This is a genomic window from Vibrio ruber DSM 16370 (assembly GCF_900163965.1).
Lineage (GTDB): Bacteria > Pseudomonadota > Gammaproteobacteria > Enterobacterales > Vibrionaceae > Vibrio > Vibrio ruber.
The window spans coordinates 221,910-247,265 of sequence record NZ_FULE01000031.1 but is presented as its reverse complement, the minus strand read 5'-3'; the positions used below and the strand labels follow the sequence as shown (position 1 = coordinate 247,265).

Here is a 25,356-nt window from a genome sequence, read left to right as displayed (position 1 = left end):
AATTGATATAACTTTGGTTAGTGGTACTTAAAATGGCGTCACAAAACCAACAGCTTGGTATGCTTTTTTCAGGATTGGCGCTGCTTTTGCCGATGCGGCTTCAGCGCCAGATTTCATCACTTCATTGAGATAATCCAAGTCAGCACGAATCCGGTGGTATTCACTCTGCACCGGCTCCAGCATCGCAACAATCGCTTCACCGACGTCTTTCTTGAACGGACCGTACATTTCCACTCCTGCATATTTTGCTTCAATTTCAGCAAAACTCATCCCGGTTGCTGCCGAGTACAGCCCCATCAGGTTGGAGATCCCGGCTTTATTTTCAACATCATGACGAATCCGTGGTGGTGTTTCCGTATCCGTTTGTGCTTTATTAATCTTCTTCAGAATCGATTTGGGATCTTCCAGCAGTGTGATGACATTCTTGCGGTTATCATCCGACTTAGACATCTTCTTGGTTGCATCCTGCAGACTCATCACCCGGGCATTCACTTTAGGAATGTACGGCTCAGGCACAGTAAAGATCGGTTGCTCAGGGCTGTAGATATTATTAAAACGGATCGCAATATCGCGAGCCAGTTCAAGATGCTGCTTCTGGTCATTCCCAACGGGTACCTGATGGGTGCCGTACAGAAGAATATCGGCAGCCATCAAGACCGGGTAATCAAACAGTCCGACATTGACATCATTCGCATAACGTGCGGACTTATCCTTGAACTGGGTCATCCGGCTCAACTCACCCATCTGGGTATAACAATTGAGAAGCCAACTGAGTTGTGCATGAGCAGGGACATGAGACTGAACAAATAAGGTGCTCTTGCGCGGATCAATACCGACTGCAAGACAAATCGCCAGTGCATCTAATGTTGCTTCATGTAATGCTTTCGGATCCTGACGCACGGTGATCGCATGGAGATCCACAATACAATACTGACAGTTGTATTCATCTTGCATCTGATGCCATTGACGAAGCGCACCCAAGTAGTTACCAATGCTGAGTTCACCGGAGGGTTGAACACCACTAAAGACGATCGGTTTGTCCGAGACGAGGGAGTTGCTCATGAAAAAATTCCTTTGACTTCATCAAAATTAGAGAAAAACCGTGTGGTTATTCTGCAAACAGTCACACGGTCTATCCAGTGTACTCATCAAGAAGTATTTTTCTAGATATTTATCGCATTCATGCCGAGACAAGGACGATATTGAGTAATTGACTAATTTGATCGGCAACATAATCAGGTTCTGAGTCGGCAATGGGCTCACCATGATTGTAACCATACGTCAGCCCGAATGAACGGCACCCGGCGCGTTTTGCCGCCAAAATATCATTCTTGGAGTCGCCGACCATCAGCATCTGTTGCGGCTGGCAGTCATAGGTTTGCAGCAACCATTCAAGCGCCATCGGATCGGGTTTCTTTCTCTCAAACCGATCACCGCCAATCACTTCTTTAAAATAGTGGGAGATACCATGCTGTTGCAGAATATCGGGCACAAACCGCGACGGTTTATTGGTTGCAATGGCCAGCGTAAACCCTGCCTGGTATAATTGTTCCAGTGTCTCTTTAACCCCCGGATACAGGTGACTAAGACGATGTCCCGTCGCTTCATAATATCCGTCAAAACGTTTTCTGGCATCTTGCATCAGCTCGGGATTCAACGACGGGTCAACGGTTAAGCTTTGACTCAAAGCACGACCAATTAATACATCAGCGCCATTGCCGACATAATCACGAACCTGTGCTTCAGATACACCCGGATAACCCAATGCGCGAACAGTCTGATCCGCAGCAACAGCGAGATCGGGAACGCTGTCTAACAACGTGCCATCCAGATCAAATACGATCAATTGAATCGGTTCAAAAGACATTACATCTACTCTCTATTTGTTTTATATGGGTGGCTCAGCATCCTCCCCCCCCCAAATGGATCCCTGCGGATTCAACACAACGACAGATTATCGCTTAATCTGTGCCAACTCCGCACGCATTGCGTCAATCACTTGCTGGTAATCAGGCTGACCAAAAATTGCCGAGCCTGCAACAAACATATCGGCACCGGCTTCGGCAATTTCGCGGATATTATCGACTTTGACGCCACCATCAATTTCCAGACGGATCTGGCGGCCGGAAGCATTGATGCGTTCACGAACGGCACTTAGTTTATCCAAGGTATGCGGAATGAAAGACTGACCACCAAAGCCGGGGTTTACCGACATCAGCAGGATTAGATCCACTTTATCCATCAGATAATCGAGATGAGTTAATGGCGTCGCAGGATTCAGCACAACGCCGGCCTGACAGCCATGATCTTTAATCAGTTGCAACGTACGATCAACATGCTCAGATGCTTCGACATGAAAAGTAATCATTGATGCGCCTGCCTGAGCGAAGTCCGGAATAAGACGATCAACCGGTTTCACCATCAAATGCACATCAATCGGCGCGGTGACGCCATAATCACGCAGTGCTTTACAAACCGGTGCACCAAAAGTCAAATTCGGCACATAATGGTTATCCATCACATCAAAATGAATCACATCCGCACCGGCGTTCAGGACATCAACAACATCCTCTCCTAAACGGGCTAAATCAGCAGAAAGGATGGAAGGGGCAATCAAAAAGTCTTTCATAAAACAGGCCTCTGTGAGCATGAAGATTAGGGGTTGTTGACCTTTCGTGGTTGAATTTTGTTCAATCTGAACGGGTATTGATCGCGGCGCGGGGCATGCCGCTTAGCTATCCTAAGCAAATGACCCGCAACAAAGAGCAAGACTCGTTCAGATGAACCCTCTGGGCAGCATTTGTCGCTCATTTATCCAGCGTTAGGTCATGGTTCATGTAGATCGCTACACTTCACATGACCTGCCTTGACTAAATGCACGACAAATTGCTGCAAAAAACATCACGAAAGGTCAACAGCCCCTAGGAATAGTTGCCAAGATAAACCATTCTACAGAAGCCATTGCTCGGATCCTAGCGCGTGTTGCGCTTTGATACCATTTTTGCGGTATGACGAGAATGGTCGCCCAACCGCGATGCGCCAAAGGCTGACTATTGCGTTGTCCGTGATGCCGCATTGCCCTCAAATAACGCGAGCAATTCATCCACTTTATTCCGCCCAGCTCCATTACGGCTGATGGTTCGCTTCACCTTCACAACATTAAGTTTTGCACCGTGGTACAACCGCCGGGTCAGAATCGTATCATGATTTGAGATTAACACCGATATGCCCCGATCATTCGCTGTTTTCTCGGCAATATCAGCCAGCGCAGCCTGATCATCAAGTGAAAAGCCACCACCGGAATAAGAGGTAAAATTCGCGGTATGAGACAACGGTGCATAAGGCGGATCACAATAAATTACACTGACATGATCCGCTTGCTGAAAGCTATCTTGATAATTTGTACAGATAAACGTTGCTTTTTGCGCTTTCTCGGCGAAAAACTCGAGTTCGGCTTCAGGAAAGTAGGGTTTTTTGTAAGAACCAAAAGGAACATTGAAACCGCCTTTCTTGTTATAACGGCATAAGCCGTTAAAACCAAAACGGTTCATGTACAAGAATGCCAACGAGCGATACATCACTTCATCGGTCTGATTAAATGTCTGCCGTACCGACAAATAGACTTCTTTGCGGTTGTTTTCAGCAATAAACCAGCGCTTGGCTTCGGTAATGTAGTGTTCGGGCCGTTCTTTCAGCAAATTATATAAATTGATCAGATCCGGATTGATATCCGCCAGAACATAATGCTCGTAATCGGTATTGAGAAAAATAGAACCGGCACCGACAAAGGGCTCAACTAAAGTTTGAGCGGCCGGTAAATGGCGTCGGATATCATCAACCAATCCATATTTTCCGCCAGCCCACTTCAGAAAGGCGCGATTCTTCTTCATCTACTGCTCTATCTATCCACCACAATCAACAAGGCTGCGAAATCTAACATATTTTCACTTTATCCCCAAGTGAACCCGTACTATTTCACCCGTTCAATCTCTCGATGAACCTGTCTGAGAGATTTTGCCCATGGTCCGAGCACCTGAATCGGACGGGGAAGCGTCGCAACAGCATCACGAGCCATCTGGATAGTTGGATAATTTTGATACGTCACAATATACCAATTGACCTGATCCCGAATCGTCGGATAGATATAAACCTGATTCTGTAAACGATGGCGTTGAATAAAATCTTCAACTTCCTGAAGCGAGTTAAATGCGGCCAGCTGTAACGTGTAACTCCGATCAGACATGGCCTTTAATTCAGCTGTCGTATATGAGAACGAGTAACCGGGCAAGGATTGCGAACGGTTTGATTCGGATTGAGCCGTGGTCGAAGAGGCACGCGGCTCAGTCGCTGCCGTTTGTTGACGCTCATCCGCTGCTGCTGAGTCATCCTCGTCAGACGCCGGTGCAACCTGACGCGCCACATCAGCAAGCGGTTTAGTATCTACCGATTCGGCTTTACCATCCATCAATGCATCAACCACTTCAGACGAAATCACAACCCGTTGTTGTCCCTGATCATCATCGACACCAACCCGATCAGAGTCCGAAGTCACCGACGGAGGAAGTGCATTGGAATCATCCGTCACACCATTGGGGAGTGGCTCAGTAGCATTCACTCCGGACGAATCAGATGTATCAGATGTTTGACTCCCTTTTGTATTGCCGGTTAAGGCTGGAATCACCGTCTGCTCTTTTGTCGCGGTATCATTGGCAACCATATCGTCCAGCGCACGCTCAGGTGCCCGCTCTTCAGACAACATCCACCAGTAACCACCACCGAGAATCAAAGCCAGTAACAGTATCAGTGCCGCGATCTTGACCGGAGACCCGACTATTGAGCGAATCACGATCCGCTTTTCCATCTTCTTCTCTCCTAATGCTATGATATCACCCGGTGTTTTATTCACCTTACTATACGCATGGCGAACCCTTTTCTCCATTTTGTCGTCGATAAAACGGATCACCAGATATTCGAACAGACGATCAGCGTCATCTTGAGAGAGCCGATCAATTTCAAGATCAACCGGTTTATGTTCCTGACCATACCCGATTCGAGTGATCAAAGTGTCAAGCACTCGGGGCAGCGCAAAAAGGATCACATTGATCGACCATTGCGGCTTATCCTGCGCCTCAAGCACAAGCATCCATAGTTCTGAAACTAAATTTTCCGATAGACGTTGCGCATTATCGACCACAATCACGATATTGCAGGGTTCATCATCAAACACAGCGGTCAGATTATCGACTAAAGAATCATCGGGGCTAAAACGTGCGTGAGAATCGATCTGCGTCAGAATCGTCATGCGATGCTGGCGATCATCCTGATTGGGATAACACAGCAACAGCGACTGATTCTTATCTTCCGCCCATGCTTCCAGATAACGTTGTGCGAGCCAAGTTTTACCGGCTCCGGGTTCACCTGAAACCGTTACCAGATTTGAACCGAAATGCGTCAGCAATCTCAGGCGCTCTAACAGATCGACCTGAGACTGTAATTCCAACACTCGCCCGTGTGCTGCACTCATGAAATCATCCTACTCAGAAGCATGAAATATGTTGAATTATACTGTACGACAGAAATTGATCGCCTGCTCAATTGTTGATTCTGGAATATCCTTCAACACTTGTGCAGTACCGATACTGGTTGGGAGAACCAATCTCAATGTACCAGCCAGAACTTTTTTATCACGCATCATATGCGTCATAAAATCAGTAAAAGACATCCCTTCCGGCGTGTGAACCGGCAGCTTCGCTGACTTGAGGAGCGCAACAATTCGTGAGAACTGCGCTTCAGAAATTAAGCCATGTAATTGTGCAGTCTTCGCAGCCATTACCGTTCCGGATGAAACCGCTTCACCATGCAGCCATTGTCCATAGCCCAAATGTGCTTCTATGGCATGACCAAACGTATGACCTAAATTCAGTAATGCCCGAATCCCGGCTTCTTTTTCGTCCTGCGCCACAACTTCAGCTTTGATCTCACAACAACGGGCGATGGCATAAGTGAGCGCTGATTGATCCAACGCATAAAGCGCATCAAGGTTGCTTTCAAGCCAATCAAAAAACTCAGCATCATAAATAATGCCGTATTTGATGACTTCCGCCATTCCGGCAGCAAATTCACGTTCAGGCAGCGTTGACAGGCAATCGGTATCGATAATCACCGAACGCGGTTGATAGAATGCGCCGATCATATTCTTACCCAGCGGGTGATTGACCGCCGTTTTCCCGCCCACCGAAGAATCAACCTGAGACAATAACGTTGTCGGGATTTGAATAAAATCAACACCGCGTTGATAGCATGACGCCGCAAAACCAACCAGATCCCCAATCACACCACCGCCGAGTGCAACAATCACAATATCTCGCCCGAGATTATGCTCAAGCAAAAATGTCATGACTGTATCAAACGTATCCAGAGTCTTGTACTGCTCACCATCGGGTAGCGTCAACAAATAAGTCTGACAACCGACATCATTCAATAACTGGGTGATTTTATCAGCGTAAAGTGGCGCAACCGTCACGTTGCTAATGATGACCACCTTTTGCTGAGAAGGGAGAAAAGAAAGAAGCGCCGGATTTTTAAATAATCCGGCTCCGATTGAAATGGGGTAACTACGCTCACCGAGACTGACCGTAATCTGCGCCATGGTTGCACTCCGCAAAAATAAAAAAACCTATTGTTCTTCTAACATTTTTACGATCTGATTGGCTACCACTTTTGCACTTTGATCATCAGTTTTCACAGTAATATCCGCAATTTCTTCATAAAGCGGATTGCGTTCCTCAGCCAAAGCTTCTAAAACTTCGCGTGGCTGTTCCGTTTGCAGAAGCGGACGCTTTTTATCACGACTGGTACGAGCTAACTGTTTCTCAATTGTCGTTTCCAAATAAACGACAACGCCCCGGGCAGAAAGACGATTACGATTTTCTTTGCTTTTGACTGATCCACCGCCTGTTGCCAGAACGATGCCTTGTTGTTCAGTCAGATCATGGATGACAGTTTCTTCACGTTTCCGGAAACCGTCTTCTCCTTCAACATCAAATACCCAGGCAATATCTGCCCCCGTCCGTTCTTCAATAACGGAGTCAGAATCGACAAATTCCATATGGAGTTGCTGTGCCAGATATCTACCGATAGTACTTTTGCCGGCCCCCATAGGACCAACAAGGATAATATTACGTTTTTCAGCCATGTTTAGCAGTAATTAACAACATTAATTCAATGACATCGCCACAAGTGAATTCAAGGTATAGCAAGGGATGAATCAGCTTCGTGGCACCAATTCCTCACAGACATTTCGTGATAAGACCCGAAATTATCTAGATCTGAGTGCCCGAATGCAACCTTATTTTTAGGCGATCTGAAAAAAGGGGGACTAACTTATTGAATCACAACCCGGGGCGTGACAAAAATAAGCAACTCATTCTTATCTGTCTTTTGATAATTACGCTGAAACAGTTTGCCTAATAGCGGCAACTCTCCCAATAGCGGTACTTTATCAACCCGGTGCATTTGGGTTTTCTGATAAATTCCCCCGAGTACAACCGTTTCTCCGTCATTGACGAGCACTTGAGTACCAATTCGTTGCGTGGTAATGGCAACCGCTTCTCCGGAACCGGTTTTAACCACCTCTCCGGGACGATCTTGTGTTACGCGTAAATCCAGCAACATATGGTGATCCGCTGTGATATTCGGGGTTACCTCCAGACTCAACACTGCTTTTTTGAATGCAATGGTGGTTTCATCATCCGAACTCGACTCCTGATACGGAATTTCAGTCCCTTGTTCGATAAATGCAGCCTGATGATTTGTGGTTAACAGACTGGGGCTGGAAATAATCTCAGCACGAGATTCACTCTGTAATGCCGATAACTCTAAATCCAGTAGTGTACCGGATCCCAACTTTGCCAGTTGAAAAGCAATCGATGAGGCGTTGCCAGATGTGCTCGGCAGATTAATATTCATAAAATCGGTTACTTGTGATGGTTTTGCATCATCACCTGCCGCATGGAGCTGTTCAATATGTCCGCCAACGGCAAAATGTCCTTGCTTCAGCCCTGCGCCCCAGCGCACACCGAGCTCATCAAGCGCCCCTTCGCTGACAATCACAATCCTCGCTTCAATTCTGACCTGTTTCACCGGAATATCGATCGCTTCAATCATGCTCCGGATCGCTGCCAAATGCTGAGGCGTATCGTGAATAATCAGCGAGTTTGTCCGTGGTTCAACGCGTACCCATCCAGATTTAGAAAGCAACCCCGGTTGTTCTCCCCCTTCCAGAAGCGGTATGAATTCCGCCGTTTTCGCATACTGAATCGGGATTAACGCTGTTTCCAACACCGGTTGTGGAGAATCAGACGTCTTTTCGGAGAAAAGACCGGATTGTGCGGTTGACGGCACATCAAATGGATCAATAGCCGGCTGAGCAAATCCCTGAGTCCACACGCCCCATAAAATTCCTCCTATCACCCTGATGTCAGACAGCACACTCCGATAGTTATTTTGACTCATATTGATCATGTCCTTTTGTGTGACGACTGATGTTGCGCTCTATTTTCAGTTGATAAAGAAATCCTGTTGCAACAACTTCAATATGGCGCTGATGTGGTGAGATTCTCTTCCAGTGAATCGGTTGAAATACAACCTCGGCAGACTGGCCAATGGCCTGCATGAATCTCAAAATATCCGGAAACAAACCGCTCAACCTAATCTCGAAAACATCTGCATCAAGACCATATAATTGCTGTGGTTTTTGCCAGACAATGTGTCGAATACGAATATGCTGTTGCTCAGCCACCTGATCGATTTGCTTGATCCACACAGCAGAATCACGCACTTTCGTCAGACGAGCCATGGTTTGTTCCAGTTTGTCCTGCTGTGCATCCCAACCGACTTGCCGCTGGCGAAAGTGATCGAGTTGTTGGCGGTTCATCTCCCGCTGTTGAGACAATGCATTCAGATGAGTCGGATACTGCCGTAACGAGTCATAGCGACTTTGCCAGAAAAGCAGATAACTGATACCGACACTCACAACAACCAGTGTCACCATCACCCCCACCAATTGTCGTATCGATGCATTCAACATCCAGCGTCGAAGCGCGTCAGTGAGCATCATGGTTATCCTGCTTCTCAACAGAGCCTCTTGTCGCAACAGGCTTTGTCGCAACAGACTCTATCGCGACATCAGCTTCAATAGTTTCAGGGCTCCAATCGGTAGCTGTAATTGCGGCGATCTCCAGACGCAGTTGAAACGTATTGAACTCGCTGCCCCAGTCAGGCGTCTGATCCGTTACTGACAGAATATCTAACTGTTGAATCGATGGCGTTTGCCGGAGCCGCTGAATAAAACGGCTCATCGCTGTCGGATGACGACTTAATCCTTGTATAACCGCCTGTCGATCCGCCAAATGGATCGCTTCCAGATAAATACCACCGGAAATAGCGGAGGCCAGTACCGACATAAGTCTCGGTGGTAACTGGCTGTGTGCAATCCACTGCTCTGCATCGGCCAGCTTTCTTTGGTTCTGTTGCGCATGTTGCTGTCTTGCTTGCCATGCATACAGGCGTTTTTGTTGTTCGCTCAGTTGTGCGTTAAGCCGCTGTTCAGACTGCTGCCAAAAGGTTTGCTGTTGATGCCACCTGCAAAAGAAAATCACTTGTGCCGCAATCCACAGACACCCGCCGAGAAGCCACAACCCATATAAAAGCCGCTTACGCCGATAGGATTGACTTTGCCGCCAATCCATCAAATTCAGCTCATGCAGCATAACCGAACTCCAACGCCATCAATCCACGCAATGCACAACCGGCTGCCAGAGGGATAAAAGGCCAAAGATGGGCTGATATCGAAGCTGATGTGTCAAAAACCGAGGCAACCATCAGATGTTCTATCGGTCCGTAAAATGACTGACTTAACCGCTGAGATAACATTGGGTACATATCCGGCGAGGCATGAATCCATATCCCATTCAGCACAGCGGCAGAATGCAGTGAAATAAATCGCTGCACCTCTTGCACAACCAAGGAGAGAGCGGCATCGAATGCCTGAACAGTAAAAGGAAACTGACGGTAGAAACTGAGTTCAGGAGTAATAAATCCCATCGCAATGGTATCTTCACCGATATCAATCAGTAACCATCCCTGACGCTGAGCACACCGCATTGATTCCAGCAGAAACTGGAGAAAAGCCTGCTTCTCTGTATCGATCAGGACAGGTCTTAACCCTGCCTGACGAAGTGCTTGCAGACGACTTTCTACCACCTCTTTTTTAGCCGCATAAACCTGATAACCTGATTGAAGCGACACATAATCCAGATAAACAGATGCACCGGACAACGCGGTTTCTTCAGTAAAAGCCTGAGAGACCAACCACGGCTCCAGCGTTTTATCGTGCTCACTCGTCGAAAGCCGGAGCGTTCTGGTCATCACAGCAAGATCAGGCATCGCAATCGCAACGCGATGTTGCAAAAAAGGTAATCTATTTCTGATTTCAGCAAATTTATTGACAATGCTCTGATAATCGATGACCTCATTGTCAGAGAAAATATCCTCAGCAACAGACAACGTTTCACTGCCAAGTAATGACAGTGTGTTATGTTGGCGCTTTAAAGTAACGGCAGTAATACGGTGACGGCGGATATCGATTCCCGTTACGATACGTTTTCTCATACAGACTCCAGTCGTTCAGCACTGTTAAAATCGCTGATTGGTAGTACAATAAGCGCTCATTTCGAGACAGCAGCAAAAAATGACGGATGGTAAAAAAAGCTAAAACGACACGTTTGCCGCATTATATTTTAACAACCGATATTTTTAGTCGTGTAGACTCTTTTCAATGGGTCTATCTTGAAATGAAACGTTAAGCAATCAGTTTCTTAGAGAACATAGCGAAAATTAGATCGGATGACATGCGTTCAATCCGACCAAACAGGGATTATCCGGTGAAGTTCATAAAGCGATTATTTTTATTTTCATTGATTTGCATGGTTTTAGGGGTGAGTACAATTTTTGGGTTTTACTACTATGTAAAACCAGAATTACCCGATGTCGCCACCTTAAAAGATGTTCAGCTTCAAACGCCAATGCAGGTTTTCAGTAAAGATGGAAAACTGATTGCCCAATTTGGAGAAAAACGCCGGATTCCACTCAAACTGAGTGATATTCCACCAGATTTGATCCATGCCTTTCTGGCCACCGAAGATAATCGCTTTTATGAGCACTACGGGTTTGACCCGATCGGGATTACCCGTGCGGCATTTGCCGTCATCTTATCCGGTAGCGCATCTCAAGGTGCGAGTACCATTACTCAGCAACTTGCCCGTAATTTCTTCCTCACCAATGAGAAGAAAATCATGCGCAAGATAAAAGAGATTTTTATTGCGGTTCACATTGAACAGTTACTGACAAAAGACGAAATTCTTGAACTGTATTTGAATAAAATCTATCTGGGTTATCGCTCTTATGGGGTTGGTGCTGCGGCACAAGTCTATTTCGGTAAAAATGTCAACGACCTCACACTGGGTGAAATGGCGATGATTGCCGGATTGCCGAAAGCCCCGTCAACCATGAACCCTATCTACTCACTGAGCCGGGCCACTCATCGCCGTAATGTGGTTCTGATGCGTATGCTCGACGAACACTATATTACGCAGGAGCAGTATGACTCGGCAAAAGCAGAGCCATTGGTCGCGCGGTATCATGTCGCTGAAATTGAGGTCAATGCCCCTTATGTTGCTGAACTTGCACGGGCATGGATGGTGGCACACTACGGTGAAGACGCCTACACATCAGGGATGAGAGTGACCACAACCATCCAATCCGATTTGCAAGACGCTGCGCATAAAGCAGCGATCAATAATTTGATCGCCTATGATCAACGCCATGGCTACCGCGGTGCGGAGAAAGTATTGTGGAAAGACGGTCAGCCTGCATTGACTCAGGAACAGATGGAAGAATCTCTGACAGAGCAGCCGATCTATGACGATATGTATCCGGCGATTGTGACGAATGTAGCGCAACAGTCAGCGACGGTCTGGGTCAAGAATCACGGCACGCAAACCATTCCCTGGGATGGGATGAAATGGGCCCGCCGATTTATTACCGATGATCGACAAGGGGATGCCCCGACCAATGCCCATGAAATTCTGGCGGCGGGAGAGCAAATCTGGGTGAGAAAGCTCGATGATACACAAGATGACAGCCAGCCTATCTGGCATCTCAGTCAGGTGCCGAATGCCAACACAGCTTTTGTGGCAATGAATCCTGAAGATGGCGCCGTTCTTGCGCTGGTCGGCGGTTTCAATTTCATCCACAGTAAATTCAACCGCGTGACACAATCGATTCGTCAGGTTGGTTCCGGAATTAAGCCGTTCATCTACTCGTCCGCCATTGATGATGGTTTGACGCTGGCAACGCTGGTCAATGATGCACCAATCAATAAATGGGATCAGAGTCAGGGAACAGCATGGCGCCCTAAAAATTCACCACCGACATACAGAGGGCCGACACGGCTACGGATTGGATTAGCACAATCGAAAAACGTTATGGCAATCCGTGTGCTCAGAGAAGTGGGTCTGGAACGTGTCAGACATTATCTGACCCGGTTTGGCTTCGATCTGGACAACCTGCCTCATTCAGAAACCATCGCACTGGGAGCGGGAAGCCTGAGCCCGTTGAAGCTGGTGCAGGGATATTCGGTATTTGCCAATGGCGGCTATAGTGTTGATGCCTATTATATTGATCATATCGAAGACCCCTTCGGTACACAGGTCTATCGCTCGACACCGAAAATTGTCTGCCATGATCAATGTCCTGATCAGGACAGTGACGCTGATTCACAAGATCAAGGAGAGAATGCCCAACAAGAAGATATTCCTCAAGGGATCAGTGCTCCGTCTCGCTTTAATGAACACTCGGCAGATGTCCAATATGCCTCACGCGTCATCTCGGAACAAAATGCTTTTTTGGTCAGGGAAATGATGTATAGCAACATTTGGGGTGGCGGAAACTGGCAAGAAGGAACAGGCTGGAACGGCACCGGATGGCGGGCGCAAAAACTGAAACGTCGGGATATTGGTGGTAAAACCGGGACAACCAACGATTCGAAAGATGCTTGGTATAACGGGTTCGCACCGGGGATCGTTGCCAGTGCCTGGGTCGGCTTTGACAGTCACAACCGGGATCTAGGCCGCACCACCAAAAATCCGAACCTCGACGATGTACCGATTAGCGGCGGGGAATCTGGTGCCAAAACAGCAGAACCGGCTTGGATCGATTTCATGGCACATGCACTCAATGATGTGCCGCCGCACGAAAAGGTGATTCCGAAACATATTGTTCAGGTCAGAATTGATCGCGATACCGGGTTGTTGACGACGAAAACCGATGGCAGTGCGATGTTCGAGTACTTTATTCAGGGCACCGAACCAAAAGAATATGTGCAGGATTCAGTGACGAATAGTCTGTACACCTCGCCAAATGACGGTGAAGAACTGTTTTAGTCTGACAGAGACGGCTTTTGAATAAAAAGTGTTTCTCGCAGCGAACAAAAACACAAAAAGCGGAGGTCACTCCGCTTTTTTTATCTTTGTTCGACTTCAGCTCAGTTCATTGAGCCGTTGACGAATCACACCAGCCAATGTTTCAAACCGTTGTCTGAGTGGAGAACCGGGCCGATAGACCAGCGCTAGTGTCCGACTGGGAATGGGATTGAAAGCTTTCAGATAGCAGACGCCATCTTTTTCCCGACACCCCGGTAAAGAGAGTTCTGGCAGTAATGTAATGCCACCACCGGCAGCGACCATGTTCCGTAATGTTTCTAAACTGGTTGCCTTAAAACGCTCATCATCTTTTGCACCAGCCGCAAAACAGAACCCTAATGCCTGATCACGTAAGCAATGCCCGTCACCTAACATCAGTACGGTTTGTCCTTTGAGGTTAGACATATCCAGCTGCTCACTTTTTGCCCACGGATGGTCGGCAGGCACAGCAAGACTCATCGGCTCATTATAGAGCTCAATTTCTTTAAATGGCTTGGTTTCTTCAACCGATGCCAGAACAAGACAGTCCAGTTTTCCATCTTCCAACTGATGGACTAACTGGCTCGTCTGAGCTTCATGCAGATATAGCTCTAAATCCGGAAAATGCGTTTTCAGTGACGGGACAATTCGGGGCAACAAATAAGGGCCAACCGTCGGGATAAAACCAATATGCATCGGGCCGCTCATCTCATCCCCTTGCCCACTCGCCATATCTTTGAATGTTTTAATCTCTTTGAGGATACTTTTTGCCTGTTCAACTAACTGTAAGCCCGCATCAGTAAAAAGTACCCGGCGACTACTCCGCTCTAACAATACGGTTCCCAGTTCATCTTCCAGTTTACGGATCTGACCACTGAGAGTCGGCTGACTGACAAAACACGCTTCAGCTGCTTTACGAAAATGGCGGTGTTCAGCTAAAGAGACCAAGTATTCAAAATCTCGGATATTCATTATACCTCTACCTAATAGATTACATCTATCAAAACCATAGCATCAAACGATTAGAGCTATCAAAGTTTTTTTTGAATAATGGACACATCAAAACAAAAACAAGTGCCCGACACTTGATATAACTTCGAAAAACATTTGAACTTTAAAGGACACCGAATATGTTGACATCTAAAAAAGGCCAACCCGTACCACAAGTTACCTTTCCAACGCGTCAGGGGGATCAGTGGGTCAATGTAACAACTGATGAATTATTCAAAGGAAAAACGGTCATCGTTTTTAGCCTTCCCGGTGCATTTACACCAACATGCTCTTCAAGTCACTTGCCACGCTACAATGAGTTATTCCCTGTATTTCAGGAGCATGGTGTTGATGAAATCTTATGTGTCTCTGTGAACGATACATTCGTGATGAACGCATGGAAAAACGATCAGGAAGCCGACAACATTACTTTCATCCCGGACGGTAATGGTGAGTTTACTGCCGGCATGGGCATGTTAGTCAATAAACACGATCTTGGATTTGGTCAGCGTTCATGGCGTTACAGCATGCTGGTCAAAGACGGTATTGTTGAAGAGATGTTTATTGAACCCAATGAACCCGGTGACCCATTCAAAGTTTCCGATGCCGATACCATGCTGAACTATATTTCTCCGGGACATCAGCTTCAGGAATCCATCACGATCTTTACCAAACCGGGCTGCCCATTCTGTGCGAAAGCAAAACAGACCTTAATTGACCGTGGTCTGCAATACGAAGAGGTTGTTCTGGGCAAAGACGCAACAACCGTCAGCCTGCGTGCTATTACCGGGCGCTCAACCGTTCCTCAGGTCTATATTGGTGGCAAACATATCGGTGGTAGTGAAGAACTGGATATTTACTTCCGTGAATCAACCACAAACTAATCAGCCATAAATTAAAGATACGCCCTCCGGGTCACCCGGAGGTTTATAAGCCAGTCACAATAAAAATAAGCTCTGGCACTTACTGATGACTTAGCATTCAAACTGCCTGCACTTTACTTAGATTAATTCGCTTTAATCTCGGGAGTTGAGTCAGTGTTAATGTCCATAACATTGGCTCTGTTTCGGTGTATCACGGACTAAAAATAGACTGTAATACATTTCGACCCCGGTTCTTTCTTCCCCCAAGAGAGAGCCGGGGTAATTTTTTTGCTTGATTCCCCTCATATCCTCACCTACGCTTGCCTTTTATTCGCTCGATAAACGCTTGGAATGACTTGTAACAACTGTGAATCAGGCTGGTTTTGGAAAAAAATAGGCCGCTGTCAGCGCTGTATGAATCAGTTAAGCGTCCTGTGTCTCTTATTCTGGGGAAGCTGGCTGCTTTGGGGAGAGCACCATATCAAATCGGTCGAAGGGATTGCGCTGATCGGGTTCGGGCTTGCCGTTCATCTGCTGCTCTGTCTGCATTTATGGATGAAATTTATCATCCTGCCATTGCGAAAAAGCAAACACCATTAAATATATTCAAGCCTCAATCAGCCACTGCCACCGCAGCAAAAATCAGCCGCAAAGAAAAAGCCCCAAGACCAAATTCAGTCTCGGGGCCTCTTAGATTCATCTAAGAAAAAGCAGTGGTATAAAGGTAGACCCTGCCTTTCTTAATTGGTTCCCAAAAAATCGATCTTTTTTGATCATTCATTCGTGAAGGCTCATCAAACTAACTAGGTGAGCTGTTCGTATCCGCTATCTGCCTCAATGACTGACCATCAAAGACTGCGATTTTAATCTTGCTCATCGAGACGTTGCTGTGCCTGTTTAACGGCATAAGCCACTTGCTCTGGCGATACGCCACCCAAAGCACAGCGCTGTTTCAGGCAAGAATCAATTGTCAAAGTACCGTATACATCCTCATCAATCACTGAGGAGAATTCACGAAGTTCATCCAGAGACAGTTCTTCCAGCGCGCAGCCTTTCGCAATCGCCCCCACTACAGCAACACCGACAATATGGTGTGCTTCACGGAACGGAATTCCTTTCGCAACCAGGTAATCCGCGAGTTCGGTTGCATTAGCATACCCTTGTTTGGCAGCTTCCAGCGTCCGTTCACCATTGATTTGAATGCCTTCAAAACAAAGGGCTGTCATCTCGAGACAGTCATACCATGTATCCAAGGCATCAAACAGGCCTTCTTTGTCTTCCTGCATGTCTTTGTTGTACGCCAGTGGCAACGCTTTGACTGTCATCATCATGCCAGCCAATGCCCCATAGACACGCCCCGTTTTACCACGAATCAATTCCAGTGCATCCGGATTTTTCTTCTGTGGCATCAGCGAAGAGCCAGAGGTAACGGTATCAGCAAGTTCAATAAATCCGGCTTCACCCGAGTTATAGAAAATCAGATCTTCTGCCAGACGAGACAGATGCAACATCGAAATCGATGCAACTGACATCAGTTCCATGACATGATCCCGATCGGACACGGCATCTAAAGAATTACGGGTTGCACGTTGAAAATCCAGTGACTGAGCCAACCGCTCACGATCAATCGCATAAGCGGTCCCCGCTAAAGCACCGGAGCCCAGCGGACAAGTATTCAGACGTTGCAGCGCGTCTTGCAAACGCGAACTGTCCCGCTCGAACATTTCCAGATAGGCCAGACACCAATGGGCAAAGGTGACGGGCTGAGCACGTTGTAAGTGGGTATATCCCGGGAGTACGGTTGTTTGATTGGCTTGGGCTACCTCAACCATCTTCGTTTGTAAGCGCTGTAACGCATCCAGCAATACTTCACCCTGAGCACGGCACCACAATTTCAAATCGGTCGCGACCTGATCGTTACGTGAACGGCCGGTATGGAGTTTTTTGCCCAGATCGCCGACCCGATCAATCAACTGCTGCTCAACCCACGAATGGATATCTTCAGCATCTGAACGCAGAATTTGTTCCGGATCAGCAACCACGGAAGCTTTTAACTCATTGAGCGCTGCTTCTAACTGCTGCTGTTCATCCTGAGTCAGCACATTGACGGATAGCAATGCTTTCGACCAAGCCACTGAGCCGATAATATCCTGCTCAGCCAGACGGTAGTCAAAACGAAGAGAATCATTAAAGTCTTTAAATCTTGTATCTGCTGCCTGAGTAAACCGACCACCCCATAATGCCATTATATCTCTCCTGCCATTTACATCTTTATTAAAGAGAAAAGGGATCCGGACCGAAGTCCGGATCCGCCTTTTTATTGCACACCAACGTTGCTAGTTATTTTTGTTTTGCTGCATTCAGCGATCGGATACGACTTGAAAGAGAGTATAGACGGATAAATCCACCTGCGTGACTCTGGTCATACACATCATCGGCACCAAATGTCGCAAACTCTTCTGAGTAAAGGCTATTTGGAGAACGTTTTTGAATCGCAGTGGCATGACCTTTATACAGTTCGATCACGACTTCACCGTTGACATCTTTTGCCAGTGACTCGGCTGCGGCAAACACCGACTCACGTAATGGGGTAAACCAACGACCATCATAAATCAGATGAGATGCTTTAATCCCGATCTCTTCACGGAATTCAAATGCTGTTTTATCCAGAACCAACTGCTCAACGGCACGCAGCGCCTCCATCATAATCGTGCCTCCCGGAGTTTCATAACAACCACGAGATTTCATCCCGACCAGACGGTTTTCGACGATATCGATCCGACCGACACCATGCTTCGCACCCTTCTCGTTCAGACAAATCAGCACTTCATAAGGTGACATCGCCTGACCATCAACGGCAACGACTTCACCATTTTCAATTTTGAGAGTGACAGTTTCCGCCGCATCCGGTGCTTTCTTCGGATCAACGGTCCATGCCCAACAATCATCATTCGGTGCATTCCAAGTGCTTTCCAGAACACCACCCTCAGTCGAGATATGCCATGCATTAGCATCACGCGAATAGATTTTAGTCAGTGACGCAGCACAAGGAATATTCCGTTCAGCCAGATAATCCAGACACTCTTCACGGCTTTCCAAATCCCACTCACGCCACGGCGCAATCACATGAAGATCCGGTGCTAATGCAGAGAAGGCACCTTCAAAACGCACCTGATCATTCCCTTTCCCGGTACAGCCGTGAGCCAGAGCATCCGCACCGACTTTACGCGCCACTTCAACCTGCGCTTTAGCAATGACCGGACGCGCCATTGAGGTACCGAGCAGATACTTCCCTTCATAGTAAGCACCGGTTTTCAGGCTCGGATAGATATATTCGGCAACAAATTCATCTTTCAGGTCAACCACATGACATTCAGATGCACCGGAAGCAATCGCTTTCTCTTCGATGCCGACCAACTCTTCAGCACCCTGACCGACATCGGCAACAAATGCGACCACTTCACAACCGTAGTTCTCTTTTAACCACGGAATAATCACTGACGTGTCCAGACCGCCAGAGTATGCAACAACAACTTTGTTTACTTGAACCTTACTCATAATCTCTTCTCCAATGTCTCGGCTCTGCACATGGCGGTCAGCGCCAAGCGTTTCTCTACTCTGTAAAAATCTATTGAAACAAAACAGTCTAATGAATGAAACTATTTTGTTGTGGGATAAAAACGGGTTCCGACGCTGTGCTGATCACCGGAAAATACATGGGCCAGCAATTCTGGCGACCGCCAGCCGGCAACCGTGATCGCGCGGCCTAAATCATCAGCCGCTTCAAGCGCTGCTTTCACTTTGACAATCATACCATCGGTGATCACACCCTCGGCAATCAGTTGATTAGCCTGACGAGCATCCAGTCGGGCAATCAACTGTTTGTCCCCATCCAGCACACCACTGACATCCGAGAGCAGCACCAGTTCAGCATCCAGTGTTTTGGCAACCGCAACCGCTGCATCATCAGCGTTCACGTTCATCATTTGCCCGCTGGCAGTCAGACCGATCGAACTGATAACCGGCACGCCGCCTGCTTGCATGATCGCATTGACAACGGTTGGGTCACCGGCAGACGGACGACCGACAGCCCCCAACTCCGGATCGAGCTCTTCAACCTGACACAAACCGGCATCACCCAGACATAAACCAACGGCTTTCAGGCCACTCTTAATCGCCTCGCCTTGTAGCATTTTATTGGCTGTACCGGCTAAAGCACCGGTGATAAACGGAATCTGATCGTATGGCGTGACCCGCAGACCATGCTTTTTAACCGTAGCAAACTGAAGCTTGGACATCAGTTCATCGACAAGATATCCCCCGCCATGAACAATCACGATCGGACGACTCTGCCGGTACTGTGCCACCGTCTCAAAAAGCTTCGCCAGTGTTTCACTACTTCCCAGCACTGCACCGCCAAGCTTAATTACCACCGGATGAGATAATTGTTCCATGCGTTCCTCAAATTAATGCTGTCAGTTCAGGGTAACCATAGTGAATATTCAGGCACTGCATTGCCTGACTCGAAGCACCTTTCAACAAGTTATCAATGGCCGAAATCACGATCACGTGCTCCCCCTGTACTTTCCAGCCGATATCGCAGAATGGGGTGTTCACGACATGTTGTAACCGGGGCAGGGTCTCACCACATAAACGTACAGCTGGCTTTTGCGCATAAGCTTGTGTGAAGGCTGCGGTCACGTCCGCTGCCGTGACACCCGGTTTCAGTTTCATGGTGATCGTTGCCAGAATACCGCGTTTAAAGTTACCCAGATGTGGCGTAAAAATCACATCACATCCTAAATGAGCAACGATTTCAGGCTGATGACGATGCGTAAAAACACCGTAGGCCTGTAAACTCACTTCACAAAAACTATTGGTCATGGTCGCTTTACGACCTGCGCCAGAGACACCACTGGTCGCATTAATCACCGGCCACTGCTGCGTATCAATCAGTTCAGAGACCAGTAACGGCTTAATGCCAAGTTGTGCGGCAGTTGTATAACACCCGGCGACAGCCACAAGCTGACTGGACTGAATCGCAGTTTGATTCCATTCCGCCAGACCATAAGCAGCCAGCTCCAAATGCGTCTGATGCTGATGCTCAAAGCCATAAAAATCAGTATAAAAATCGGGATGATTGACACGATACGCACCCGACAGGTCAAACACTTGGCACTGATGCGCGAGAAAAATAGGAGCGAGTTCATGGCTGACTTCATGGGCGGTTGCTAAAAAAACCACATCGGATTCCTGAGCAACTTGTTCCGGATCGACCAAAGCCTGAACCGGCATATCAATCCGTCCGGCCAGTTGTCCATGCAATTGAGCAATCGGCTTTCCGGCATCCACACTGTTGGCGGAAACATACAAACCTGATAGCGTTAGCTCAGGATGTTGATGGACCATCAGGGCAAGCTCTGCACCTGTGTAGCCACTGGCTCCGATAATGGTTGTTTTTAACATATCCCTGCATCCGATTTTTTGACTGTATCTTTGAGTGAAACGCGTTATCTTTTAATAAAACGGTTGAGTGTTTGATTCAGCACTTGAACATCAGTTCAAACACAGACAATCTGGTTAAACATTAAACGAAAAATGATTATTCATATGCTGTTTTTCGTTGAATTATGGTTTTTTATTCAAAAAAAATGATTTAATATGCTTTTTACCTTCTCAGCCTAACTCTGTCAATAGCAGGAGCAAAGATTCTATGCAATTCCCTAATTTCAAGACGGTTTATCAAGACCTCATTTCAACCTCTTCCATTAGCTCGACAGATCCAAGCTGGGATGAAGGCAATGAAGCCGTCATTGCAAAACTTTCAGACTGGCTGAGCACTTTAGGTTTCTCAGTACAAATCGACACTGTCGCGCCTCATAAGCACAACCTCATCGCGAAAAAAGGTGATGGTGAAGGAGGATTGTTGCTGTCCGGCCATAGCGATACCGTTCCTTTTGATGAAGGTCAGTGGAATTTCAACCCTCATGCTCTGACCGAATCGAATCAACGTTTTTACGGTCTGGGCACTGCTGACATGAAAGGCTTCTTCGCCTTTATTATAGAAGCCGTCCAAAAAATCGACTGGCAGAAGCAAACCAAGCCACTTTATATTCTGGCAACCTGTGATGAAGAGACGACGATGATGGGCGCGCGCCACTTTACCGAAAGCGCACCATTTAAGCCGGACTACTGCATCATCGGTGAACCAACCAGCCTTGTGCCGGTCTATGCGCATAAAGGCCATGTTGCCAATGCGATCCGGGTTACCGGTAAATCCGGGCATTCATCAAATCCGGCATTGGGTGTCAATGCGATAGAAATCATGCATGAGATCTTGTTTACCCTGATGCAGGTACGAGAGCGGCTGATTAAAACCTATCATCATCCGGGCTTTGAAGTCCCGACACCGACACTCAATCTGGGGCATATTCACGGCGGAGACAGTGCCAACCGGATTTGTGGCTGTTGTGAACTACACTATGATGTCAGACCGCTGCCGGGAATGAGCCTTGAAGGGCTTGATCATCTGCTACGAGAGTCGCTTCAGGAACTGGAAGCCAAGTGGCCCGGCCGTATCGAAATGAAACCATTGCATGATTCAATTCCCGGGTATGAGTGTCAGAAAGATCATCCGTTCGTCGAACAAATTCATCAGTTAAGCGGACGAGAAGCGGAAACAGTCAACTACTGCACTGAAGCGCCTTATCTGCAACAGCTCTGTCCGACACTCGTCATGGGGCCGGGTTCAATCGATCAAGCCCACCAGCCGGATGAATTCCTTGCTTTTGAGTATATCGATCCGACCATTGATCTCCTGACCAAATCGATTTACAAATATTGTTTTTGATCACAAATCGTCATGCGGATGGCTCACCATATGCCGCGACGACAGTGCCAGCAGCATTGTTTAGCATGAGCCGTATGTTGAAGCACATAAATGGCCTGAAACAGGATTAACCATTCGGGTCATTTTGAAAGAAACTTTCAACAAAAAACGCTCAAAATCCATTTATTATTTAATCTATTCATATAGACAACAAACAGAATATTGTTACTCTATATGAAGTTTGACCGGAGAAAATCCATGATATAGCAAGATCAAACAAGAACATTGGATGTAGTTTTTTTTCAAGGCAGGATGACAATGAACGAAAAATATACAGCGCTAAAAAGTAACGTAAGTATGCTCGGCAGATTGCTCGGTAAGACAATCCTCGATGCCGATGGCAGCGTTATTTTAGAAAAGGTAGAGACGATACGGAAACTCTCGAAATCACTCAAAGACGGTAACCCAGCCGATCGGGACACTTTGGTCGAAGAGATCAAGAATCTATCCGATGATCAGATTACACCGGTCGCCCGGGCGTTTAACCAGTTTTTGAACTTAACGAATATTGCCGAACAATATCATACGATCTCTCGCCACTGCGATGCTCATATTTGTACTCCTGACGCGATCAACGAACTCTTTAACAAACTGACCCAGAACAAGATCAGTAAACTAGATACCGCGCAAGCGATTCGCGATTTGAATATCGAGCTGGTACTCACCGCTCACCCGACGGAAATTACCCGCCGCACCATGATCAATAAGCTGGTCAAAATTAACCAGTGTCTGTCGAGTCTGGAACTCAGCGAGCTAGCTCCCAAAGAGCGTCATAAAGCAGAACGCCGTCTCGAACAGCTAATCGCTCAATTCTGGCACTCCGATGTGATTCGTAAACAACGTCCGACCCCGATGGATGAAGCTAAATGGGGCTTTGCGGTCGTTGAGAATTCGCTCTGGGAAGCCGTGCCGGAATTTCTGCGTGAACTGGATGAACGACTGGAAGATTATCTCGGAGAAGGGCTACCGATTGACGCCCGTCCCGTCCACTTCTCTTCCTGGATGGGCGGAGACCGGGACGGTAACCCATTCGTCACACACAAAATCACCCGCGAAGTGCTGCTCCTTTCCCGCTGGAAAGCAGCGGATTTATATCTGCGGGATGTCAATGAATTGATCAGCGAACTGTCGATGACCAAATGTAACGATCAGGTTCGCAGTCTCGCCGGAGAAGAAGAGCACGAACCTTACCGTGCCATTCTGAAAGATATCCGTCAGTTGCTGACCGAAACAATTGATATCCTCGGTGAAAAAATTCAAGGCCAGCAATTGTTGGTGAAAGCGCCACTGAAAAACGTCAGTCAATTGTGGGAACCGCTGTATGCCTGTTATCAGTCGTTGCATGAATGTGGCATGGGTTCAATCGCCGATGGTTCTCTGTTAGATACGCTGCGCCGGATCAAAGCATTTGGTGTCCACCTTGTCCGTCTCGATATTCGTCAGGAGAGCACCCGCCATTCGGATGTGTTATCTGAACTGACTCGCTATTTAGGCTTAGGTGATTATGATCAATGGAGCGAATCGGATAAAGTAGCTTTCCTTACCAATGAGCTAAGCTCGAAACGCCCGCTCATTCCTCGTGACTGGGAACCGTCTGAGCCCGTTCAGGAAGTGCTCGATACGTGCCGGATCATTGCTGCAAACCCGAAAGAAGCATTCGGTGCTTACGTGATTTCAATGGCGAGAACCGCCTCTGATGTCCTCGCGGTTCACTTGCTGCTGCAGGAAGCCGGTTGCCCTTATCGTATGGATGTTTGTCCGCTGTTCGAAACTTTAGACGACCTCAATCGTTCTGAGTCGGTCATCCGCCAGTTGATGGGGATCGATATCTATCGCGGTTTCATTCAGAACCATCAGATGGTGATGATCGGCTATTCAGATTCCGCCAAAGATGCCGGTGTAATGGCCGCAGGATGGGCACAATACAGTGCGATGGAATCCTTAGTGAAAGTCAGTGAAGAAGAAGGTATCGAACTGACCTTGTTCCACGGTCGCGGCGGTACGCTGGGACGCGGTGGTGCACCGGCTCATGCGGCACTCCTGTCACAACCACCGAAAAGTTTGAAAGGTGGTTTGCGCGTCACAGAACAGGGCGAAATGATTCGTTTCAAATTAGGCCTGCCGGATGTTGCAATCAACAGCTTCAATCTTTATGCCAGCGCAATTCTGGAAGCCAACTTATTACCGCCTCCGGAGCCAAAACAAGAGTGGCGGGATTTGATGGAAGTGCTATCTGAGATCTCGTGTGAAGCTTACCGGAAGGTGGTTCGGGGTGAACCTGATTTCGTCCCTTATTTCCGCCAAGCAACACCAGAGCTGGAATTGGGCAAACTGCCGTTGGGCTCTCGCCCTGCCAAACGTAACCCTAATGGTGGCGTTGAAAGTCTGCGGGCGATTCCATGGATTTTCTCGTGGAGCCAGAATCGTTTGGTATTACCGGCTTGGCTCGGTGCGGGAGAAGCCATCCAGTATTCGATTGATAAAGGACATCAGGCGCTATTAGAAGAGATGTGTCGTGAATGGCCATTTTTCTCAACCCGATTAGGTATGCTGGAAATGGTGTATTCGAAATGTAATCTGGAAATCGCCCAGTATTACGACGAACGCCTTGTCGATGAACACCTGAGAAAATTGGGGCAACGGCTGCGGGCACAACTCCAGCAAGATATCCAAACGGTACTGAATGTCGAAAACAATGAGAACCTGATGCAGAGTGATCCGTGGGGACAAGAATCCATCCGCCTGAGAAATATCTATGTCGAACCACTCAACATGCTTCAGGCTGAATTGCTCTACAGAACGCGCCAATATGATGCACCACCGGCAGAACTTGAAGAAGCATTGATGGTTACAATTGCGGGTATTGCAGCAGGTATGCGTAACACCGGCTAAACCACCAGGATATTATTCTGTTTAACAACCAAAAGGTCGCAATTGTGCGGCCTTTTATGCTAACAAAACCATCAATTGAGTATTTTATCAGTTTTTTTGCATTTTTCCACACGTTTATTCTACTCCTTGCTTATTATTAGATATACTATCCAACCGCTGCAACATTCTCATAAAATAACGGCGTTGCAGTCAGTAAGTTATA

Annotated in this window: 20 protein-coding genes and 1 pseudogene; 5 read left to right on the top strand and 16 right to left on the bottom strand. The window is 47.3% G+C overall.

Features of this window, described 5'->3' with window-relative positions; genetic code table 11:
* Positions 1-27: 27 nt before the first annotated feature.
* The 11 genes from trpS to pilM all read right to left on the bottom strand — a co-directional run bounded on the left by trpS (position 28) and on the right by pilM (position 10,671).
* Positions 28-1,062, bottom strand: a complete 1,035-nt coding sequence (trpS, locus tag VR7878_RS11935) for a tryptophan--tRNA ligase (protein WP_077336317.1) — start codon at positions 1,060-1,062, stop codon at positions 28-30.
* Positions 1,063-1,180: 118 nt separating this feature from the next.
* Positions 1,181-1,867 carry a phosphoglycolate phosphatase gene (locus VR7878_RS11930; protein ID WP_077336316.1) on the bottom strand — a complete coding sequence of 229 codons (687 nt, stop codon included), beginning with the start codon at positions 1,865-1,867 and terminating at the stop codon, positions 1,181-1,183.
* 87 nt (positions 1,868-1,954) lie between these two features.
* Positions 1,955-2,629, bottom strand: coding sequence for a ribulose-phosphate 3-epimerase (gene rpe, locus VR7878_RS11925; RefSeq protein ID WP_077336315.1), 675 nt, complete (start codon positions 2,627-2,629; stop codon positions 1,955-1,957).
* Between the two features lie 421 nt (positions 2,630-3,050).
* Positions 3,051-3,890 (bottom strand): Dam family site-specific DNA-(adenine-N6)-methyltransferase, encoded by an 840-nt coding sequence (locus VR7878_RS11920; protein WP_077336313.1) that lies wholly within the window; start codon positions 3,888-3,890, stop codon positions 3,051-3,053.
* Between the two features lie 80 nt (positions 3,891-3,970).
* Positions 3,971-5,524: an AAA family ATPase gene (locus VR7878_RS11915; protein ID WP_077336312.1), complete on the bottom strand. Its 1,554-nt coding sequence runs from the start codon at positions 5,522-5,524 to the stop codon at positions 3,971-3,973.
* Between the two features lie 36 nt (positions 5,525-5,560).
* Positions 5,561-6,649, bottom strand: a complete 1,089-nt coding sequence (gene aroB, locus VR7878_RS11910) for a 3-dehydroquinate synthase (protein ID WP_077336310.1) — start codon at positions 6,647-6,649, stop codon at positions 5,561-5,563.
* Positions 6,650-6,676: 27 nt separating this feature from the next.
* A complete protein-coding gene (gene aroK / locus VR7878_RS11905; protein ID WP_021019597.1) occupies positions 6,677-7,195 on the bottom strand; it encodes a shikimate kinase AroK in 519 nt (172 codons plus the stop codon).
* A gap of 188 nt (positions 7,196-7,383) precedes the next feature.
* Entirely contained in the window at positions 7,384-8,514 is a 1,131-nt protein-coding gene (pilQ, locus tag VR7878_RS11900) for a type IV pilus secretin PilQ (protein WP_261855953.1), read from the bottom strand.
* Entirely contained in the window at positions 8,501-9,118 is a 618-nt protein-coding gene (locus VR7878_RS11895) for a type 4a pilus biogenesis protein PilO (RefSeq protein ID WP_077336307.1), read from the bottom strand. Before VR7878_RS11895 ends, pilQ begins: the two co-directional genes overlap by 14 nt.
* Complete coding sequence (locus VR7878_RS11890) at positions 9,105-9,770, bottom strand: PilN domain-containing protein (protein WP_077336306.1); 666 nt, start codon at positions 9,768-9,770, stop codon at positions 9,105-9,107. The genes VR7878_RS11895 and VR7878_RS11890 overlap by 14 nt, the downstream gene beginning before the upstream one ends.
* Positions 9,760-10,671: a pilus assembly protein PilM gene (gene pilM / locus VR7878_RS11885; RefSeq protein WP_077336304.1), complete on the bottom strand. Its 912-nt coding sequence runs from the start codon at positions 10,669-10,671 to the stop codon at positions 9,760-9,762. Before pilM ends, VR7878_RS11890 begins: the two co-directional genes overlap by 11 nt.
* Positions 10,672-10,943: 272 nt before the next feature.
* Here pilM and VR7878_RS11880 point away from each other — a divergent pair, with 272 nt between their 5' ends.
* Positions 10,944-13,502: a penicillin-binding protein 1A gene (locus tag VR7878_RS11880; RefSeq protein ID WP_077336302.1), complete on the top strand. Its 2,559-nt coding sequence runs from the start codon at positions 10,944-10,946 to the stop codon at positions 13,500-13,502.
* 96 nt (positions 13,503-13,598) lie between these two features.
* On the opposite strand, the gene oxyR is transcribed toward VR7878_RS11880, so the two are convergent.
* Positions 13,599-14,492, bottom strand: coding sequence for a DNA-binding transcriptional regulator OxyR (gene oxyR, locus VR7878_RS11875; protein ID WP_077336300.1), 894 nt, complete (start codon positions 14,490-14,492; stop codon positions 13,599-13,601).
* Positions 14,493-14,650: 158 nt separating this feature from the next.
* Here oxyR and VR7878_RS11870 point away from each other — a divergent pair, with 158 nt between their 5' ends.
* On the top strand, positions 14,651-15,394 hold the full coding sequence (locus VR7878_RS11870) for a glutathione peroxidase (RefSeq protein WP_077336299.1): 744 nt from the start codon (positions 14,651-14,653) through the stop codon (positions 15,392-15,394).
* 330 nt (positions 15,395-15,724) lie between these two features.
* The gene (locus VR7878_RS11865) at positions 15,725-15,973 is read left to right on the top strand and encodes a DUF3624 domain-containing protein (protein WP_077336297.1); all 249 of its coding nucleotides are present in this window, start codon (positions 15,725-15,727) and stop codon (positions 15,971-15,973) included.
* Positions 15,974-16,239: 266 nt separating this feature from the next.
* On the opposite strand, the pseudogene argH reads toward VR7878_RS11865, so the two are convergent.
* From argH to argC, 4 genes and pseudogenes are all read right to left on the bottom strand, one after another.
* Positions 16,240-17,619 (bottom strand): annotated as a pseudogene (argH, locus tag VR7878_RS11860) (argininosuccinate lyase); the annotation flags it as partial.
* 94 nt (positions 17,620-17,713) lie between these two features.
* Positions 17,714-18,931, bottom strand: a complete 1,218-nt coding sequence (locus tag VR7878_RS11855) for an argininosuccinate synthase (protein WP_077336296.1) — start codon at positions 18,929-18,931, stop codon at positions 17,714-17,716.
* Positions 18,932-19,032: 101 nt separating this feature from the next.
* On the bottom strand, positions 19,033-19,827 hold the full coding sequence (gene argB, locus VR7878_RS11850) for an acetylglutamate kinase (protein WP_077336295.1): 795 nt from the start codon (positions 19,825-19,827) through the stop codon (positions 19,033-19,035).
* A 7-nt stretch (positions 19,828-19,834) separates the two neighbouring features.
* Positions 19,835-20,839 (bottom strand): N-acetyl-gamma-glutamyl-phosphate reductase, encoded by a 1,005-nt coding sequence (gene argC / locus VR7878_RS11845; protein WP_077336294.1) that lies wholly within the window; start codon positions 20,837-20,839, stop codon positions 19,835-19,837.
* 247 nt (positions 20,840-21,086) lie between these two features.
* Here argC and argE point away from each other — a divergent pair, with 247 nt between their 5' ends.
* Both argE and ppc read left to right on the top strand, forming a co-directional pair.
* The gene (argE, locus tag VR7878_RS11840; RefSeq protein ID WP_077336293.1) at positions 21,087-22,223 is read left to right on the top strand and encodes an acetylornithine deacetylase; all 1,137 of its coding nucleotides are present in this window, start codon (positions 21,087-21,089) and stop codon (positions 22,221-22,223) included.
* A gap of 297 nt (positions 22,224-22,520) precedes the next feature.
* A complete protein-coding gene (gene ppc, locus VR7878_RS11835; protein ID WP_077336292.1) occupies positions 22,521-25,154 on the top strand; it encodes a phosphoenolpyruvate carboxylase in 2,634 nt (877 codons plus the stop codon).
* Positions 25,155-25,356: the final 202 nt, after the last annotated feature.

What these genes read in the sequence shown, in the direction of transcription:
- ppc (WP_077336292.1), top strand. Translation starts at nt 22,521, where the DNA reads ATGAACGAAAAATATACAGCGCTAAAAAGTAACGTAAGTATGCTCGGC.
- VR7878_RS11920 (WP_077336313.1), bottom strand. Translation starts at nt 3,890, where the DNA reads ATGAAGAAGAATCGCGCCTTTCTGAAGTGGGCTGGCGGAAAATATGGA.
- pilM (WP_077336304.1), bottom strand. Translation starts at nt 10,671, where the DNA reads ATGAGAAAACGTATCGTAACGGGAATCGATATCCGCCGTCACCGTATT.
- argC (WP_077336294.1), bottom strand. Translation starts at nt 20,839, where the DNA reads ATGTTAAAAACAACCATTATCGGAGCCAGTGGCTACACAGGTGCAGAG.
- VR7878_RS11930 (WP_077336316.1), bottom strand. Translation starts at nt 1,867, where the DNA reads ATGTCTTTTGAACCGATTCAATTGATCGTATTTGATCTGGATGGCACG.
- VR7878_RS11895 (WP_077336307.1), bottom strand. Translation starts at nt 9,118, where the DNA reads ATGATGCTCACTGACGCGCTTCGACGCTGGATGTTGAATGCATCGATA.
- VR7878_RS11855 (WP_077336296.1), bottom strand. Translation starts at nt 18,931, where the DNA reads ATGAGTAAGGTTCAAGTAAACAAAGTTGTTGTTGCATACTCTGGCGGT.
- VR7878_RS11915 (WP_077336312.1), bottom strand. Translation starts at nt 5,524, where the DNA reads ATGAGTGCAGCACACGGGCGAGTGTTGGAATTACAGTCTCAGGTCGAT.
- argE (WP_077336293.1), top strand. Translation starts at nt 21,087, where the DNA reads ATGCAATTCCCTAATTTCAAGACGGTTTATCAAGACCTCATTTCAACC.
- oxyR (WP_077336300.1), bottom strand. Translation starts at nt 14,492, where the DNA reads ATGAATATCCGAGATTTTGAATACTTGGTCTCTTTAGCTGAACACCGC.
- pilQ (WP_261855953.1), bottom strand. Translation starts at nt 8,514, where the DNA reads ATGAGTCAAAATAACTATCGGAGTGTGCTGTCTGACATCAGGGTGATA.
- argB (WP_077336295.1), bottom strand. Translation starts at nt 19,827, where the DNA reads ATGGAACAATTATCTCATCCGGTGGTAATTAAGCTTGGCGGTGCAGTG.
- VR7878_RS11890 (WP_077336306.1), bottom strand. Translation starts at nt 9,770, where the DNA reads ATGCTGCATGAGCTGAATTTGATGGATTGGCGGCAAAGTCAATCCTAT.
- VR7878_RS11865 (WP_077336297.1), top strand. Translation starts at nt 15,725, where the DNA reads ATGACTTGTAACAACTGTGAATCAGGCTGGTTTTGGAAAAAAATAGGC.
- VR7878_RS11870 (WP_077336299.1), top strand. Translation starts at nt 14,651, where the DNA reads ATGTTGACATCTAAAAAAGGCCAACCCGTACCACAAGTTACCTTTCCA.
- trpS (WP_077336317.1), bottom strand. Translation starts at nt 1,062, where the DNA reads ATGAGCAACTCCCTCGTCTCGGACAAACCGATCGTCTTTAGTGGTGTT.
- aroB (WP_077336310.1), bottom strand. Translation starts at nt 6,649, where the DNA reads ATGGCGCAGATTACGGTCAGTCTCGGTGAGCGTAGTTACCCCATTTCA.
- rpe (WP_077336315.1), bottom strand. Translation starts at nt 2,629, where the DNA reads ATGAAAGACTTTTTGATTGCCCCTTCCATCCTTTCTGCTGATTTAGCC.
- aroK (WP_021019597.1), bottom strand. Translation starts at nt 7,195, where the DNA reads ATGGCTGAAAAACGTAATATTATCCTTGTTGGTCCTATGGGGGCCGGC.